Here is a 16320-nt window from a genome sequence, read left to right as displayed (position 1 = left end):
CGTATTATAGAATAATACTAAATAAACAGAGAGGTGGCCGAGTGGTCGAAGGCGCACGCCTGGAAAGTGTGTATACGCCAAAAGCGTATCGAGGGTTCGAATCCCTTCCTCTCTGCTGTTAATTTATTCTATAATCACATTTTTTTTATATCTTTAAACACTTTAACTAATAAAATTAAGAACAAGAACAATGAAAAGATTATTTTCAATCCTTGCCATCATGTGTTTTATGGCACTAGGAACAGCTAATGCAACTACTTACGCAACCTCTGCAAACGCAGTTGCAGCAACAATTCAAGAAGATGCCGCTGAAGACGATGCAGCAGCAGAAGAAACCTTAGGATTTCACCAAGAACTTAAAAAACGTTTTATAGAAGGTGGTCCTGTTTTTATGGGAATCGTTTTATTATGTTTAATTCTTGGGCTAGCTATCGCTATAGAGAGAATTATCTTTTTAAATCTTTCTACTACAAACACAAAAAAATTAACTAAAGACGTTGAAGACGCACTACAGTCTGGTGGTGTAGAAGCGGCTAAAGAAGTTTGTCGTGATACAAAAGGACCTGTTGCTTCTATATTCTACCAAGGATTAGATAGAACAGACGAAGGTATCGAAGCTGCCGAAAAAGCTGTTGTAGCTTACGGTGGTGTTCAAATGGGACAATTAGAGAAAAATGTTTCTTGGATTTCTTTATTTATCGCACTTGCACCAATGTTAGGATTTATGGGTACTGTAATTGGTATGATTAAAGCCTTCGATAAAATTCAAGCTGCTGGAGATATGCAACCATCACTTGTTGCTGGTGGTATTAAGGTAGCACTTTTAACAACGGTATTTGGTCTTATCGTTGCAATTATTCTTCAAATTTTCTACAACTACATTATTGCTAAAATCGACAGTATCGTTAACGATATGGAAGATGCTTCGATTACTTTAATGGACTTATTGATTAGAAATAAGAAGTAATAATTTTTTAACTAAATACAATTATGAATTTACATAAGATATTAAAAATATTAGCTGGCCTATTAGGTATTGCTGGTATTGTTGCCCTAATTAGCCTTATTGCTACAGGGGACGATACTATAAAAGCAGATGCCCTAGCAGGTGATACAGCTATTATCGATCCTATAGCCTATATTGCTTACATTGTAATGCTATTAGTAATAGGTCTAGTTGTAGTTTTCGTGTTAAAAAACTTATTCACGAATACGGCAACATTAAAAAACACGTTAATAAGTCTAGGAGCTTTTGTGCTGTTAGCACTTATTTGCTACTTTGCTTTTGCTAATGGTGTAGAAACTCCATTAAGCGATGGTGAAATGCTTTCTGAAAATGGTTCAAAGCTTATAGGAGCAGGACTATATATGTTCTACTTCCTTGTATTAATAGCAGGTGGAGCCATGTTATTTTCAGGAGTTAAAAAAATGATAAACAGATAACAATTAATTATGGCAAAAAGATCAGCACCAGAAGTGAATGCAGGCTCAATGGCTGACATTGCTTTCTTACTATTAATTTTCTTCTTAGTAACAACAACCATAGAAACAGATTCTGGATTAAGCAGAAAACTACCTCCTATGGAAGAGCAAGAAGAAGATGTTATCATTAAAGAGAAAAACATTTTCCAGATTAATGTAAACAGAAATAATGAACTGTTACTTAAAACTGGAGGAGAAGAAAAGCTTTTAAATATTGAAGATTTAAGAGCCGAAGCAGTTAAGTTTCTTGATAATGGTGGCGGTACTGGTGAAGATGCTTGTAAGAGATGTAAAGGTAGTAAAAACCCTAAGTCTTCAGATAATTTTCAAAAAGCAGTAGTATCACTACAAAGTGATAGGGCAACTAAGTACGATACTTATATTGCTGTGCAAAATGAAGTTATCGCGGCATACAACCAGTTAAGAAATAGAGAATTTAAAAGAGATTTTCCTGGCGAAGATATGAGTTTTGTGGAAGCTGAAAAGCTATATAACGATCCACGAACAAGTTCTAGCGAGAAGGATAAATTAAAGGAGAAATTAGAGAAAATAAAACTATTAATTCCTCAAAAATTCTCTGAGGCAGAGCCTAAAAAGTCTAATTAGATAACACAGAGATATGTCTAAATTTAAAAAGAAAAAATCAGGTGATTTACCTGCGATTTCTACAGCATCCTTACCAGATATTGTATTCATGCTATTGTTCTTCTTTATGGTGGCAACAGTAATGAGACAAAATACTTTAAAGGTGCAAAACAGTTTACCGGCAGCAGACCAAGTTGAAAAACTAGATAAAAAAGATTTGGTTATGTATATATATGTTGGTAAGCCTAGTAGCAACTACCAAAGTAAATATGGTACAGAGGCAAGAATTCAGTTAAATGATAAATTTGCCGATGTTGACGATATCGCTGCTTTTATTCAAGCAGAACGCGCATCAAAAAGAGAAGAGCTAGTTCCTTTTCTTACCACATCTTTAAAAGTAGATAGTGATGCCAATATGGGTATTGTTACCGATATTAAACAAGAGTTACGTAAAGTAAATGCTCTAAAAATAAATTATACAACCAGAAAAGGTGATGCTTTAGCTGGTTTAAAGGATTAGTTTATAATCTTAATTTTATAAAAGTAAAGGCGTTTTGAGAAATCATCACGCCTTTATTTATATTCAGCTTGTATGTCTATGAAATCTATTTGTCTTTTTACTATATGTTGTTTTATAACTTGTGTTTGTTTTTCGCAAGATAACAATGTAGTTTTAGATTCAACAGAGTCTTTAGATAAGCGTTATAAAGAAGATCAATTCTATTTTGCAGTTACATATAACCTTATGGCAAATAAGCCGAGTGATGTTTCTCAAACGGGTTTTTCAAGTGGGTTTCATTTAGGTTTTATAAAAGATATGCCTATTAATAAAAGAAGAAACCTAGCCATTGGATTAGGTTTAGGCCTAGCTAGAAGTAGTTTTAATCATAACCTGCTTATTAACAAGGATGAATCTAGCACTTATACATTTGAAAAGCTAAATAATCTAGACAATGTTAGCTACACCAAAAACAGGTTAATCAATTATTTAGTAGAAGTTCCTCTTGAGTTTAGATGGCGAAGTTCTACTGCCGATAGTTACAAATTTTGGCGTATTTACAGTGGCATAAAATTGGGATATTCACTCTATAATGCCGCTAAATATAAAGGAAGCTTAGGAAAAATTACTGTCGATAATATAGATGGGTTTAATAAATTTCAATATGGTGCTACGCTAGGGTTTGGTTATAACACCTGGAACTTTCATATTTATTATGCTTTAACACCATTGTTTGAAAAGCAGGCTAGAGTAAATGGCAATACGATTGATATTAACGAAATTAGAATAGGTTTAATATTTTACATTTTATAACCAATAGTTAAGGAGTAATAACTGCGGCATAAAACCAATAAAAAGGCCAACCAATAACTCTGGAAAGGTATGTGCTTTTAAATGCAACCTTGATGTTGCAACAGCTCCTGTAATAATGGCAAGTAACGCAAGTGTGCCATTTATATTAATGCTAAAATAGAGGCTTAAAGCAAAGAAAAACATTGTTATGCCGGCTAATCCCATCATATGTATACTTGCTTTAAACTGAAAGAACGCTAAAATTAAACAAGTAATAGTTGATATTAATATTCCAAGAAAAAAGTAATAGAGCTCAACAATCTCAGAAATAGGAAGCACGCGGTTTATAATAAGGAGCACTATAATACAATTTAAACACAACGGAATAACACGCTCCTTCACGTTTTTTAAGTAAATACTTTCGGCTTTATTTAATGTTTTAAGTAGAAAAAAAAGTAAAATAGGAAGTAATACCGTTAAAATAGAAATAGAGACTAGTTTAGCATAAATAATCTCCTCGGGTATAAACCGTCTGGTTTTAGAAAAATAAAAAAGAACCCCTAACAATGGCATAATAATAGGGTGAAATATAAATGATATGCTTTTTAAAATATGATGTATCATATTTTTTTGCGTAGTCGAGCTACTGGAATATCTAATTGCTCTCTATATTTAGCAACTGTTCGTCTAGCAATTGGGTAACCTTTCTCTTTTAATATTTTAGATAAAGCCTCGTCGGTGTATGGTTTTCTCTTATTTTCTTTTTCGATAACAGTTTCTAGAATTTTTTTAATTTCTCTAGTTGAAACATCTTCTCCTTGATCATTTTTCATAGACTCAGAAAAGAACTCTTTAATTAGCTTTGTGCCATAAGGCGTATCAACATATTTACTGTTGGCTACACGCGATACTGTAGAAACATCCATGTCAATTTCATCGGCAATATCTTTTAAAATCATAGGTTTTAAATTGCGTTCATCGCCTGTAAGGAAGTATTCTTTTTGGTAGTGCATAATAGCACTCATGGTTACAAATAAGGTTTGTTGACGTTGTTTTATTGCTTCAATAAACCATTTGGCGGCATCTAGCTTTTGCTTAATAAAGAGTACAGCATCTTTTTGAGATTTAGATTTGTCTTTAGAAGCTTTATAGCCTTTAAGCATGTTGCTATATTCGTTAGAAACATGGAGTTCTGGTGCATTTCTACCATTTAAGGTAAGTTCTAATTCACCATCTACAATTTTTATAGCAAAATCTGGAACAACATGCTCGACAATTCTATTATTCCCAGAGTAAGAACCACCAGGTTTAGGGTTTAAACGCTCAACCTCATGAATAGCATCTTTAAGCTGTTCTTCATCTATATCGAATTTTTGTAATAATTTTTTGTAGTGCTTTTTTGTGAATTGCTCAAAAGCATTATCAATAATATTAATAGCTAATTCAATAGCTTTTGTTTTCTCTTTTCGATGTAATTGAATGCTTAAACACTCTTGTAAATCTCTTGCGCCAACTCCTGCGGGATCTAGTTGATGCACTTTTTTTAAGACGCTTTCCACTGTAGTTTCATCGGTGTAAACATTCTGCGTAAAGGCTAGATCGTCTACAATATCACTTAAAGGACGTCTTACATAACCGCTTTCATCAACACTGCCTACTAAAAACTCGGCAATGCCACGCTCTTCATCATTAAGCCTAAAGGTGTTGAGCTGATTTTTTAAATGCTGTGTAAACGATGTGCCAGCGGCATAAGGTACATTTTTTTCTTCATCGTCACTACTGTAGTTTTTGGAGCGTGTTCTATAATCAGGAATTTCATCGTCGCTTAAATACTCATCTACATTAATATCTTCGGCATTTATTTCTTCGTTATCTGAAAAATCGTCTTGAGTGTCTTCAAAAACATCGTCAAACTCTTCCTTGGTTTGTTCTTTACCACTTTCTAAGGCAGGATTTTCTTCTAGTTCTTGCTTAAGGCGTTGCTCAAATGCTTGTGTTGGCAACTGTATCAGTTTCATTAACTGAATTTGTTGCGGCGACAATTTTTGCGATAATTTAAACTGTAAATGTTGTTTGAGCATGTGTAATAAAAGGTTTCAATAAATTTAAAAAAAAACAATCTATATTTTATACGTAAACATAGATTGTTTTATTGAATTTTTTATGTGTGTTTTTTATTAGAATTCGGCATTTTGAGGTGTTCTTGGAAATGGTATAACATCTCTAATATTGGTCATACCCGTAGCAAACATAACTAAACGCTCGAAACCAAGCCCAAATCCAGAGTGAACAGCGGTACCGTATTTACGTAAATCGAGATACCACCAAAGTTCTTTTTCGTCAATATCTAAGGCGTTCATTTTTTCTTTTAAAACCTCTAAACGTTCTTCACGTTGGGCACCACCAACAATCTCGCCAATACCAGGAAATAAAATATCCATTGCGCGAACGGTTTTACCATCGTCGTTTAAGCGCATGTAAAAGGCTTTAATATTGGCTGGGTAATCAAATAAAATTACGGGACACTTAAAGTGTTTTTCTACTAAATAGCGTTCGTGCTCACTTTGTAAGTCGGCACCCCATTCTTCTATTACATAGTTAAACTTTTTCTTTTTGTTGGGTTTAGAGTTGCGTAGAATATCGATAGCTTCGGTGTAACTTACGCGTTTAAAATTGTTATCTACAACAAACCTTAGTTTTTCAATTAAAGACATGGAACTACGTTGGGCTTGAGGTTTTGTTTTTTCCTCGTCTAGTAAACGTTTTTCTAAAAACTCAAGGTCTTCCATATTGTTTTTTAAAACATGTCCTAAAACCGATTTCATAAAGTCTTCTGCTAGGTCCATGTTTCCATCTAAATCCATAAAGGCAACTTCTGGTTCAATCATCCAAAATTCTGCTAAATGGCGTGATGTATTGGAGTTTTCTGCTCTAAATGTTGGGCCAAACGTATATACTTTTCCTAAAGACATGGCATACGTTTCGGCTTCTAATTGTCCTGAAACAGTGAGGTTTGTTTCTCTGCCAAAGAAATCTTCTTTGTAATCTACATCGCCTTGGTCGTTTAACGGTGGGTTTTTATCATCTAAATTAGTGACTCTAAACATTTCTCCGGCACCTTCGGCATCGCTTCCTGTAATAATTGGCGTATGCATATAATAAAAGCCATTTTCGTTGAAATATTTATGAATAGCAAACGATAACGACGAGCGTAAACGCATAATAGCACTAAACGTGTTGGTTCTTGTGCGTAAATGGGCGTTATCTCTTAAGAATTCGAAAGAGTGTTTTTTTGGTTGAATAGGGTAGGTTTCAGAATCTGAATCGCCTAAAATCTCAATTTCAGTAACGGTAATTTCTACCTTTTGTCCTTTTCCTTGACTTTCTACTAATTCTCCTTTTATATGAGCCGCCGCACCTGTTGTAATGCGTTTTAATAAAGCTTCATCGGTATTTTCAAAATCAACTACACACTGTATGTTTTTTAAAGTAGATCCGTCGTTTAAAGCAACAAAACGATTTGCTCTAAACGTTCTAACCCAACCTTTAATTTCTATGGGTTGAAGTGTAGGTTCTTGTGTTAATAATTCTGCAACTGTATAAGATGTCATAGTTAAATTTTATAAGTTCAAAGATAAGTCTTTCAATACGTTTTATAAAGTATCTTTATTTTGTATGTCTTCATCGTCATCCTGATCATCAGGAATTATGTTAATCGCTGGCTTTCTAAGGACTTCTTTATTGGCAATATTACGTTCTAACGACAATAATAAAGATGGTAATAGAAGTAAGTTAGATAACATAGCAAATAACAGCGTGGCAGATACTAAAGCGCCTAAAGCAACTGTTCCGCCAAAATCGGAAACGGTAAATACTGAAAACCCAAAAAACAACACAATAGAGGTATAAAACATGCTTACACCAGTTTCTTTTAAGGCTGCATAAACCGATTTGCGTATTTTCCAATGATTGGATTGTAATTCTTGTCTATACTTGGCCAAAAAGTGGATGGTGTCGTCTACCGAAATACCAAAAGCAATACTAAATACCAAAATGGTTGAGGGTTTTATTGGCACACCAACAAAGCCCATTAATCCAGCGGTAATAACTAATGGTAAAATGTTTGGGACAAGCGAAATGATAATCATTCTAAAGGAACGGAACATATACGCCATAAACAATGAAATGAGTAAAATGGCTAAGGATAGTGAAATAGCTAAGTTTTTAACTAAATATTTTGTCCCTTTTTGAAACACTAATGCTTTTCCGGTAATAGTAACGTAGTAACGTTCTTTAGGAAATACTTTATTTATTTTTTCTTGAAGGGTTTCTTCAATACGTTCCATTCTATCGGTTCCAATATCCTTCATAAAGGTTGTAATACGTGCATATTGTCCAGTGCTATCTACAAAATTTTGTAATAACTCTACATTGGAAGAGGAGTTTTTAACATAGCTTAAAATAAAACTACGTTCTTGAGATGTTGGTAATTGATAGTATTTAGGGTTGTCGTTGTAATAGGCTTGCTTGGAGTATTTTACTAAACTTACTACCGACACAGGTCTTGAAAGCTCTGGAATTTCGTTTATAACGTCTTCTAGCTCATTCATACGTTTTAAGGTGCTTAATTTCATAACCCCTTTTTTACGTTTTGTATCGACTAAAATCTCTACAGGCATAATGCCATTAAACTCTTTCTCGAAAAAGCGTATGTCTTTAAAGAATTGCGCTTCTTTAGACATATCTTCGATTAAACTCCCAGAAATACGTATTTGATAAATACCAATAATACTTCCTACAAGTAAAATTAAAGATGTAATGTAAATGGTAATACGCTTGTGTTTTACCATGCGTTCCATCCAATCAACAAAACCACCAATCCAACGCTTGTTTAAATGTTCTAAATGTCTGTCTTTAGGATGTGGTAAAAAGGTATAGATTATAGGAATAATGAGTAAGCAAAGTATGAAAATAGCTATAATGCTTAGAGAAGCTACAATACCAAACTCTTTTAATAACTGACTTTCGGTTAAAATAAAGGTTGCAAAACCTGAAGCCGTAGTTACATTGGTCATTAATGTGGCATTACCTATTTTGGTAATAACGCGTTGTAACGATTTTACCTTATTTCCGTGTAATTTTACTTCGTGTTGATATTTATTAATTAAGAAAATACAGTTAGGAATACCTATAACAATAATTAATGGCGGTATTAAAGCTGTAAGTACAGTTATTTCATAATTTAATAATCCAATTATACCAAAGGTCCACATAACCCCAATACAAACCACTAACATGGAAATAAATGTGGCTCTAAAAGACCTAAAAAAGAAAAAGAATATTAACGATGTTACTGCTAGAGCAAGACCAATAAATTTTCCTATTTCATCTATAATGTTTTGGGCATTTAGCGTTCTTATGTAAGGCATTCCAGAGACTCTAACATCTAAACCAGTCTTCACTTCAAAGGCGTCAATTTCTGGTTGCAGATGATCGAATACAAAGGCTTTTCTAGCTGGGGTATTTACAATATCTTTTTTAATGTAAATAGCCGTCCTTACAGTTTGCGTTTCGCTGTTAAATAGAAAGTTGTCGTAAAAAGGGTATTGTGAAAAAAGTTCCTGTTTTAAGGTGTCTATTTCACTTAACGACTGTATGTCGCCTTTTATAAAAGGCTCAAGACCAAATTTTTGTTCTTGGTTATTTTTGGTAAGCTTTTGTAAATCTTTTATAGATATAACAGAAGTAACTTCGTTAAAGTTCTTTAATTTATCTGATAACTTATTCCAGGTATTTAAGTTGTCAATAGTAAATAAGGCTGAATCTTTTACACCAAGAACTATAAGGTTTCCTTCTTCACCAAATTTATCAAGAAAATCGTTGTAAACTAAATTTATAGGATGATCGTCTGGAAGCAAATTAGCCTCGGTGTAGGTAAAACGCATATTCTTCCATTGGTAACTAAAGAAAATAGTTGCCAATAAAACCAGTGTTAGTATAACTATTTTATTTCGTAAAATAACTCTAGCTATACCATCCCAAAACCCTCTAGTAAGTAGTTTAAACATATTCTAATAAAAGAGCCGCAAAGTTAGGAAAAACCTAGTGATTACAAAGATTAATTTAACTATAAAGTAATGTTAAATGTAAACTTAACAGCTATGTTATCTTCTAGCTTAGGAAGATGATAAGCACCATAACGGTAAGAGCCACTTAACCCAAAACCAAATAACAATTTATTAATTTCAATACTCGATTCGGTATAGCCTTTGTCTAAAGTGTTAAAGCTAACATTTTGGTGTCTAGATATGTGGTTCATACTCCCAAGTGCAAATCTTGTAATTAACACTAGTTGTGGTTTATAGCGTTGTGAGATATTAAAGGGTTTAAAAAAATGTTTTACTTGTAAAGTAGCATACCTGTCTGAGAAAAACTCATTAAAGTACATGGTTTCAAAACTGTATAAACCTGCAACTGAAAACCGTTGCAGAATAGTTTCTTTGTTAATGTTATTAGGGTAGGCGTGGTATAAATGTGTTAAGGGCGTATTGCCTAATGCTAAACCTGATCTTAAAACAATTTCAGATTTAGATGCTTTATCGTTATAATTTATTTGGTGAATAGTTCTAAAATCGACCTTAGAAAAACTAAAATCACTATCAAAAAGATTACGATAACTTTGTGTAAACTGTAAGGTGAATTTAGGAAACCCATTTTTTGTTTCTCTTATAACATCATTAATAGACTCGTAAACACTAAAAGGACTCCATTGAAACGATAATGTTGTAGTAGATAAATTAAAATTGCTGTATAGCTTATTGTTATAAAAATATTGGTAATTATAAGTTGGGTCTATGTCGCTTAAAGCAAATTGTATTTCTGATAAAAACTTAGGAGATATTTGATGACTAAAAGATAGCGCTCTTGTTACATGTCTATGAAACAAATCAATATTAAGCAGTCTAGGTTGAAATATTTGAAAAAACCTTTTATCGGTTAAAAAGTTAGAACTCCCTGTTTCTAAAAGATCATCGGTGTAAGAAACATTTATCCAGGTATTTGTATTTGGAATAATTCTAACACCACCACTTATCCCATATTTAAATTCTTTGTCCTTAAAACCGTAAGCACCGTAAGCTGCAATTTTATATTTTTTAGAAAACGCTTTGTTAGTTTCGCCTCCTAAACCAGGTCTAAAGCTTTCATACTGATTGTATTTTATTAAATATTTTAAATCGAAATTGAAATATTTTGTAGGGAAATATCCATTAGTAAGACTTTTTATAAAAGCAGCTTTTTTAATAGAGTCGTTAGCAACGGTTACAGAGTCGTTTTTAGGGTTTTGAGACTGTGCATAAAAGGAACATAGCACAAAAAATAAGCTAATGGCACAGTGTTTTGGCATGAAGTTTTTAATATGAATAAAGGCAACGATAATTCGTTGCCTTCATTTTATACAGTCATAATTTCTTTTTCTTTAACGCTTAAAATCTCGTCGGTTTTTTTAACATAATCATCTGTCATTCCTTGAACATCAATTTCAGCATTTTTAAGAAGATCTTCAGAGATGTCTAACTTTTTTAATTCGTTATTAGCATCTTTTCGGGCATTTCGTATACTTACTTTAGCATCTTCAGCTTCAGATTTTGCCTGTTTAGCTAAATCTTTTCTACGTTCTTCGGTAAGTGGCGGAACGTTTATAATAATCATGTCGCCATTATTCATAGGGTTAAATCCTAAGTTGGCAAGCATAATACCTCTTTCTATTTCTTGTAGCATGTTCTTTTCCCATGGTTGCACCGAAATAGTTCTACCATCTGGCGTGTTAACATTGGCTACTTGGTTTAGCGGTGTTTGAGAACCATAATAATCTACCATAACACTTCCTAACATGCTAGGACTAGCTTTTCCAGCACGAATGTTTAATAATTGCTTTTCAAGGTGTTGTAGCGCGTGAGCCATGGAGTCCTTAGTGGAGCTTAATATAAAATCAATATCTTCGTTCATAATCAAAAAAAGTTTAGTTTAATAAAAAAGTTACCTCAAAAAGTAAACCAAAAATATTTTAAATTTTAATTACAAGTTAACTTTTGTTCCTATTTTTTCACCAGAAACCACCTTTAGTAAGTTTCCTTTTTTATTCATATCAAAAACAATTATAGGTAATTGGTTTTCTTGGCTAAGTGTAAAAGCAGTTGTGTCCATAACTTTTAAGCCTTTTCTTAACACGTCATCAAAAGAGATATGATCAAACTTTACAGCTTTTTCGTCTTTCTCTGGATCGGCATTATAAATACCATCTACACGAGTGCCTTTTAAAATTACATCTGCTTCAATTTCTATGGCACGTAATACCGCAGCAGAATCTGTTGTAAAATAAGGATTTCCTGTGCCGCCACCAAAAATAACAACACGGCCTTTTTCTAGATGACGCATAGCTTTTCTTCTAATAAAAGGTTCTGCAACTTCGTTAATTTTAACAGCAGATTGTAAGCGTGTAGGTACCCCAGCATCTTCTAAAGCACTTTGCAAGGCTAAGCCGTTTATTACTGTGGCTAGCATGCCCATGTGGTCTCCTTGTACGCGATCCATGCCGTTACTAGCTCCAGCAACCCCTCTAAAGATATTTCCGCCACCAATAACAATGGCAACTTCTACGCCTTTATCTGTAATAGTTTTTATGTCTTTAGCATATTCGGCTAAGCGTTCTGGATCTATACCATATTGGCGGTTTCCCATTAGGGCTTCGCCAGATAGTTTTAATAAAATTCTGTTATATTTCATGACTCTGATAGAAAGTTTAGCAAAACTACATAAAATTTTGTGTTTTCCTTATGGTGTTTCATGCTTTTAAGTCATAAAAAAAGCCTTGGTATCATACCAAGGCTTTTTTAAATATATTGTTTAAACTTTAGTTTATCCTAAAGCTACTCTTTTAAAAGATGTTACGGTAACATCTCCGTAAGTTTTAACATATTGCGCAACACTTTGTTTGCTGTCTTTAATAAACGCTTGATTTACTAACGTATTATCTTTAAAGAAACGCTTAATTTTACCTTTAGCAATATTATCTAACATTTCTTCTGGTTTACCTTCAGCACGTAATTGATCTTTAGCAATTTCAATTTCTTTTTCGATAACTGAAGCGTCAACACCTTCTTCGTTAAGTGCAATTGGATTCATTGCTGCAGCTTGCATAGCAACATCTTTAGCAGCAACATCAGCGCCTTCTACGTTAGCAGATAAACCAACTAAAGTTGCAATTTTGTTTCCAGCGTGGATGTAAGATCCTACGAATGGCGCTTCGATTTTCTCAAATGCGTTAATGTCAATCTTTTCTCCAATAACACCAGTTTGTTCAACTAATTTTTCAGAAACAGGCATGCCATCAAAATCGGCTGCTAATAATTCTTCTTTAGAAGATACTGTTAATGCTAAATCGGCTAATTTGTTAGCTAATGCTACAAAGTTTTCGTTTTTACCAACGAAGTCAGTTTCGCAACCTAAAACAATAGCTACACCAGTATTATTGTCTGCATTTACTTTTGCAATTGCGGCTCCTTCTGTAGATTCTCTATCGGCTCTTTTTGCAGCTACTTTTTGTCCTTTTTTACGTAGAATTTCAATAGCTGTATCAAAATCGCCTTCTGCTTCAACCAATGCTTTTTTACAATCCATCATTCCAGCACCGGTAGCTTTTCTTAATTTATTAACCTCTGCGGCTGTTATTTTTGTCATAATGTGTGTTTAAAAATATTAAAAAAAAGTCGTTTAATTTACTCTGTTAAGAAACAAACTGAACGACTTTTAATGTGTTAAGTAAATATTATGTTTAGTTTATTCTTCCTCTTCAGCAGCAGCTTTTTTCTTAGGTGCGGCTTTTTTAGGAGCAGCTTTAGCGGCTTCTTTTTCAGCTTTACGCTCTTGAAGACCGTTAGCAACTGCATCGGTTACATGCGATAATATTTTCTCAATAGATTTAGAAGCATCGTCATTTGCTGGGATAACATAATCAACTTGACGTGGGTCAGAGTTGGTATCTACCATAGCAAAAATTGGAATGTTTAATTTTTGTGCTTCTTTAATTGCAATGTGTTCACGTTTAATATCCACTACAAACAGTGCGCCTGGTAAACGCGTCATGTCGCTAATAGAACCAAGGTTCTTTTCTAATTTAGCACGTTGACGATCTACTTGTAAACGCTCCTTTTTAGAAAGAGAGTTGAAGGTGCCATCTTTTTTCATTCTATCGATGGCAGCCATTTTCTTAACTGCTTTTCTAATGGTTACAAAGTTTGTTAACATACCACCTGGCCATCTTTCTGTGATGTAAGGCATGTTAATGTTACCTGCTTTATCGGCAACAATATCTTTTGCTTGTTTTTTTGTAGCAACGAATAAGATTTTGCGTCCTGAAGCTGCGATTTTGCTTAATGCTGCGCTAGCTTCTTCTATCTTAGCTGCTGTTTTGTAGAGGTTGATAATATGGATGCCATTACGCTCCATATATACATAAGGAGCCATGTTTGGATCCCATTTTCGAGTTAGGTGACCAAAGTGTACACCAGCTTCTAATAACTCTTTTACTTCTGCTTTTGCCATTTTTGTAATAGTTTACGTTCTGTTGAATTAGCAATATTTAAGTGGCGTTTGTAACGGCCTTAAACATTTAGATGCTAAACTAAATCCTAGCCTAATAGGCCATGGACAACAATAACGGATTAAAATTTTGTTTAAAATATTAACGTTTAGAGAACTGGAATTTCTTACGCGCTTTCTTCTGACCGAATTTCTTACGCTCTACCATTCTTGGGTCTCTTGTTAATAAACCTTCAGGCTTTAAAATGCTTCTGTTTTCTTCGTTTAATTCGCACATTGCGCGAGATAAAGCTAAACGAACAGCTTCAGCTTGACCTGTAATACCACCACCAATTACATTTACAGATACGTCAAAGTTATCTTGGTTGTCAGTCATTGCTAACGGTTGATTTACTTTGTACTGTAATGTTGCAGTTGGGAAGTAAGTATTTAATTCTTTTTTGTTTACTGTGATGTTTCCTTTTCCAGGAGCAACATATACACGAGCAACAGCCGTTTTTCTACGACCAATTTTGTGAATTACTTCCATTAGTTAAATTCGTTTAAGTTAATTGTTTTAGGCTTTTGAGCGTCGTGATCGTGCTCAGCACCTACATAAACGTTTAAATTTCTAAAAAGGTTTGCTCCTAATTTGTTTTTAGGTAACATGCCTTTTACTGATTTTTCGACTAATCTCGCTGGATCTTTAGAGAATAGTTCGTTGGCAGTTAAACTTCTTTGCCCACCTGGATAACCTGTGTGACGGATGTAAGTTTTCTCGTCCCATTTGTTTCCAGTTAAGTTGATTTTTTCAGCATTGATAACAATTACGTTATCGCCACAATCAACGTGTGGTGTAAAGTTAGGTTTGTGCTTACCTCTTAAAAGTTTTGCAACTTTTGAAGCTAAGCGACCTAAAGTCTGCCCTTCAGCATCAACTAAAACCCACTCTTTATTTACAGTGGTTTTGTTTGCCGAAACGGTTTTGTAGCTTAATGTGTCCACACTTTTTAAATTTAATTATTAAACATTCCTCTCTTAAAAAAGAGTTTGCAAATTTACGATAATCTATTTGATTACCAAATACTCTGCGTTATTTTTAAGTGGTATAGGGTTTTATAGTAAAAAAATAATCTAAATTAGACTAATTTCTACTTTGGAATCGTTTTTGTATTTTAAAATCTATACAGATTAAATAATAAATATGTTATTATGAAAAACATCCAAGTCATTATTATCATGTTAACGACGACGTTTTGTTTCTCACAGAGTAAAACGGGCTTTCAAACGAATGAAGTTATTGCCAGTATAGCGCTTTGTAATACATTCAATTTTGATAAACAATTTAACTCGCACGACGCTATTCTGCCCAAAACCTTTACACTTAATTATGATTCTGGAATTATGTCTATGGATAATAAATTTCGTGTATTTGATAATGGTAAATATGGTGTTATAAGTTTTCGAGGCTCTACAGATAAGATGGTAAGTTGGGTAGAAAATTGTTATGCTGCCATGATACCTGCCAAAGGAGAAATGACTATTAAAGAAAAAGGTTATAATTATACGTTTACGCAAGCCGATAGTGCAGCAGTACATTCTGGTTATGCACTAACGGTTGTTATGCTTTCTAAGGATATTATAGCGCAAGTAAAGACATTGAATGAAAAAGGCATTTCAGATATTATAATAACTGGACATAGTCAAGGTGGTGCTTTAGCTACATTAATGCGAGCTTATTTAGAACATTTGCCTGAAGGCACATTTAACCAAAAAAATAATTTTAAAACTTATGCTTTTGCTGCTCCTATGTGTGGTAATAAAGAGTTCGCAACAGATTATAACCAGCAATTTAGCGACTCACAAACAAGCTTTTCAATTATAAATCCTGAAGACCCTATTCCAGAATTACCTATTAACTATAATGAAAACGATAAATTACTTAATAAAAACACCATCGCATCTTGGGTGTTTGGCGAAGCTGATTTTGATGCTAAAGACTTCGGGAAGAATATGTTTGTTAAGCTTTTTGAGGGCGGTTTAAAAAGCCACATAAAAAACTCAAACTCATTAATTAATAAGTTTGTTAATTTTAGGTTTGGCCAAGTTGATATGCCCGAATTTATTGATGATATTAACTATTACCCAACAGGTGTAATTATGGAAATCGATTCGTTTGAATTTCCTAAGGTAGAAGTAGATGTTTCTAATATGACTGTTGAAAACCGTGAAAAATTTACTGAAGTTGATGGCAAATACTATTATAAAGAAAAATCATTCTTTCAACACAAGCCATACGGGTATTATGTTCACGTGCTTAAAAAATGGGATACACCAGCTTATAATAAACTTGAAAACAAATACCTATTAACAGATTTGTAAAT

The 16320-nt window shown here is 33.6% G+C and carries 17 protein-coding genes and 1 tRNA gene; 7 read left to right on the top strand and 11 right to left on the bottom strand.

The window, feature by feature from the left end:
- Positions 1-27: 27 nt before the first annotated feature.
- The 6 genes from R3L15_RS11825 to R3L15_RS11800 all read left to right on the top strand — a co-directional run bounded on the left by R3L15_RS11825 (position 28) and on the right by R3L15_RS11800 (position 3379).
- Positions 28-115: transfer RNA gene (locus R3L15_RS11825), tRNA-Ser, on the top strand.
- A 75-nt stretch (positions 116-190) separates the two neighbouring features.
- The gene (locus R3L15_RS11820) at positions 191-967 is read left to right on the top strand and encodes a MotA/TolQ/ExbB proton channel family protein (protein WP_338731906.1); all 777 of its coding nucleotides are present in this window, start codon (positions 191-193) and stop codon (positions 965-967) included.
- Positions 968-990: 23 nt separating this feature from the next.
- Positions 991-1443 (top strand): hypothetical protein, encoded by a 453-nt coding sequence (locus R3L15_RS11815; protein ID WP_338731905.1) that lies wholly within the window; start codon positions 991-993, stop codon positions 1441-1443.
- A gap of 9 nt (positions 1444-1452) precedes the next feature.
- On the top strand, positions 1453-2088 hold the full coding sequence (locus tag R3L15_RS11810; RefSeq protein WP_338731903.1) for a biopolymer transporter ExbD: 636 nt from the start codon (positions 1453-1455) through the stop codon (positions 2086-2088).
- A 13-nt stretch (positions 2089-2101) separates the two neighbouring features.
- Positions 2102-2587 (top strand): biopolymer transporter ExbD, encoded by a 486-nt coding sequence (locus R3L15_RS11805; protein ID WP_125467768.1) that lies wholly within the window; start codon positions 2102-2104, stop codon positions 2585-2587.
- Between the two features lie 78 nt (positions 2588-2665).
- Complete coding sequence (locus tag R3L15_RS11800) at positions 2666-3379, top strand: porin family protein (RefSeq protein ID WP_338731902.1); 714 nt, start codon at positions 2666-2668, stop codon at positions 3377-3379.
- On the opposite strand, the gene R3L15_RS11795 is transcribed toward R3L15_RS11800, so the two are convergent.
- From R3L15_RS11795 to rplM, 11 genes are all read right to left on the bottom strand, one after another.
- The gene (locus tag R3L15_RS11795) at positions 3374-3982 is read right to left on the bottom strand and encodes a hypothetical protein (RefSeq protein WP_338731901.1); all 609 of its coding nucleotides are present in this window, start codon (positions 3980-3982) and stop codon (positions 3374-3376) included. The genes R3L15_RS11800 and R3L15_RS11795 overlap by 6 nt on opposite strands.
- The gene (gene rpoN, locus R3L15_RS11790; protein ID WP_338731900.1) at positions 3979-5439 is read right to left on the bottom strand and encodes an RNA polymerase factor sigma-54; all 1461 of its coding nucleotides are present in this window, start codon (positions 5437-5439) and stop codon (positions 3979-3981) included. The genes R3L15_RS11795 and rpoN overlap by 4 nt, the downstream gene beginning before the upstream one ends.
- A 96-nt stretch (positions 5440-5535) precedes the next feature.
- Positions 5536-6969 carry an asparagine--tRNA ligase gene (gene asnS / locus R3L15_RS11785; protein WP_338731899.1) on the bottom strand — a complete coding sequence of 478 codons (1434 nt, stop codon included), beginning with the start codon at positions 6967-6969 and terminating at the stop codon, positions 5536-5538.
- Between the two features lie 42 nt (positions 6970-7011).
- A complete protein-coding gene (locus R3L15_RS11780; RefSeq protein ID WP_338731898.1) occupies positions 7012-9426 on the bottom strand; it encodes an efflux RND transporter permease subunit in 2415 nt (804 codons plus the stop codon).
- Between the two features lie 59 nt (positions 9427-9485).
- A complete protein-coding gene (locus R3L15_RS11775) occupies positions 9486-10763 on the bottom strand; it encodes a hypothetical protein (protein ID WP_338731896.1) in 1278 nt (425 codons plus the stop codon).
- Positions 10764-10810: 47 nt separating this feature from the next.
- Positions 10811-11365 (bottom strand): ribosome recycling factor, encoded by a 555-nt coding sequence (gene frr / locus R3L15_RS11770; protein ID WP_338731894.1) that lies wholly within the window; start codon positions 11363-11365, stop codon positions 10811-10813.
- Positions 11366-11434: 69 nt separating this feature from the next.
- Complete coding sequence (gene pyrH, locus R3L15_RS11765; protein WP_125467776.1) at positions 11435-12142, bottom strand: UMP kinase; 708 nt, start codon at positions 12140-12142, stop codon at positions 11435-11437.
- Positions 12143-12274: 132 nt separating this feature from the next.
- Positions 12275-13096: a translation elongation factor Ts gene (gene tsf / locus R3L15_RS11760; protein WP_338731892.1), complete on the bottom strand. Its 822-nt coding sequence runs from the start codon at positions 13094-13096 to the stop codon at positions 12275-12277.
- A 99-nt stretch (positions 13097-13195) separates the two neighbouring features.
- The gene (gene rpsB / locus R3L15_RS11755; RefSeq protein ID WP_125467778.1) at positions 13196-13960 is read right to left on the bottom strand and encodes a 30S ribosomal protein S2; all 765 of its coding nucleotides are present in this window, start codon (positions 13958-13960) and stop codon (positions 13196-13198) included.
- Between the two features lie 139 nt (positions 13961-14099).
- The gene (gene rpsI / locus R3L15_RS11750; protein WP_125467779.1) at positions 14100-14486 is read right to left on the bottom strand and encodes a 30S ribosomal protein S9; all 387 of its coding nucleotides are present in this window, start codon (positions 14484-14486) and stop codon (positions 14100-14102) included.
- The gene (rplM, locus tag R3L15_RS11745) at positions 14486-14941 is read right to left on the bottom strand and encodes a 50S ribosomal protein L13 (RefSeq protein ID WP_338731891.1); all 456 of its coding nucleotides are present in this window, start codon (positions 14939-14941) and stop codon (positions 14486-14488) included. Before rplM ends, rpsI begins: the two co-directional genes overlap by 1 nt.
- 207 nt (positions 14942-15148) lie before the next feature.
- Between rplM and R3L15_RS11740 the strand changes: the two genes are divergently transcribed.
- Positions 15149-16318: a lipase family protein gene (locus tag R3L15_RS11740; RefSeq protein WP_338731889.1), complete on the top strand. Its 1170-nt coding sequence runs from the start codon at positions 15149-15151 to the stop codon at positions 16316-16318.
- Positions 16319-16320 lie beyond the last annotated feature (2 nt).

It is taken from the genome of Mangrovimonas cancribranchiae (genome assembly GCF_037126245.1).
Lineage (GTDB): Bacteria > Bacteroidota > Bacteroidia > Flavobacteriales > Flavobacteriaceae > Mangrovimonas > Mangrovimonas cancribranchiae.
Note: the sequence above shows the minus strand (reverse complement) of the source record. Positions and strands in the feature narration are given on the sequence as shown.